1 rRNA gene is annotated in these 271 nt (G+C 46.5%); it reads right to left on the reverse strand.

Annotated features, from left to right (window positions below):
* Window positions 1–64, reverse strand: a 5S ribosomal RNA gene (gene rrf / locus G9G54_RS25065); the annotation flags it as partial.
* Between the last annotated feature and the right edge of the window lie 207 nt (window positions 65–271).

Raw genomic sequence — 271 nt, forward strand, 5'->3', positions numbered from 1 at the left:
TGGAGGGCTTAACGGTCGTGTTCGGGATGGGTACGTGTGGAACCCCTCCGCTATCGCCACCAAACATGAATTTGCTGCGCAAATTCTTTTTCAGGAATCAGCATCGCCAAATGCTGTGTGTTCGCTTGTTTCATATAAGCTACTTGAGCCTATACAACACAAAACTTACACCCTGAAAACTGGATCCGAAACTCATTTGCGTTTTATTTTAGGATAAGCCCTCGACCGATTAGTATTGGTCAGCTCCATGCATTACTGCACTTCCACCCCC

This window comes from Paenibacillus sp. EKM212P, from assembly GCF_011066115.1.
Taxonomy (GTDB): Bacteria; Bacillota; Bacilli; order Paenibacillales; family Paenibacillaceae; genus Paenibacillus; species Paenibacillus polymyxa_B.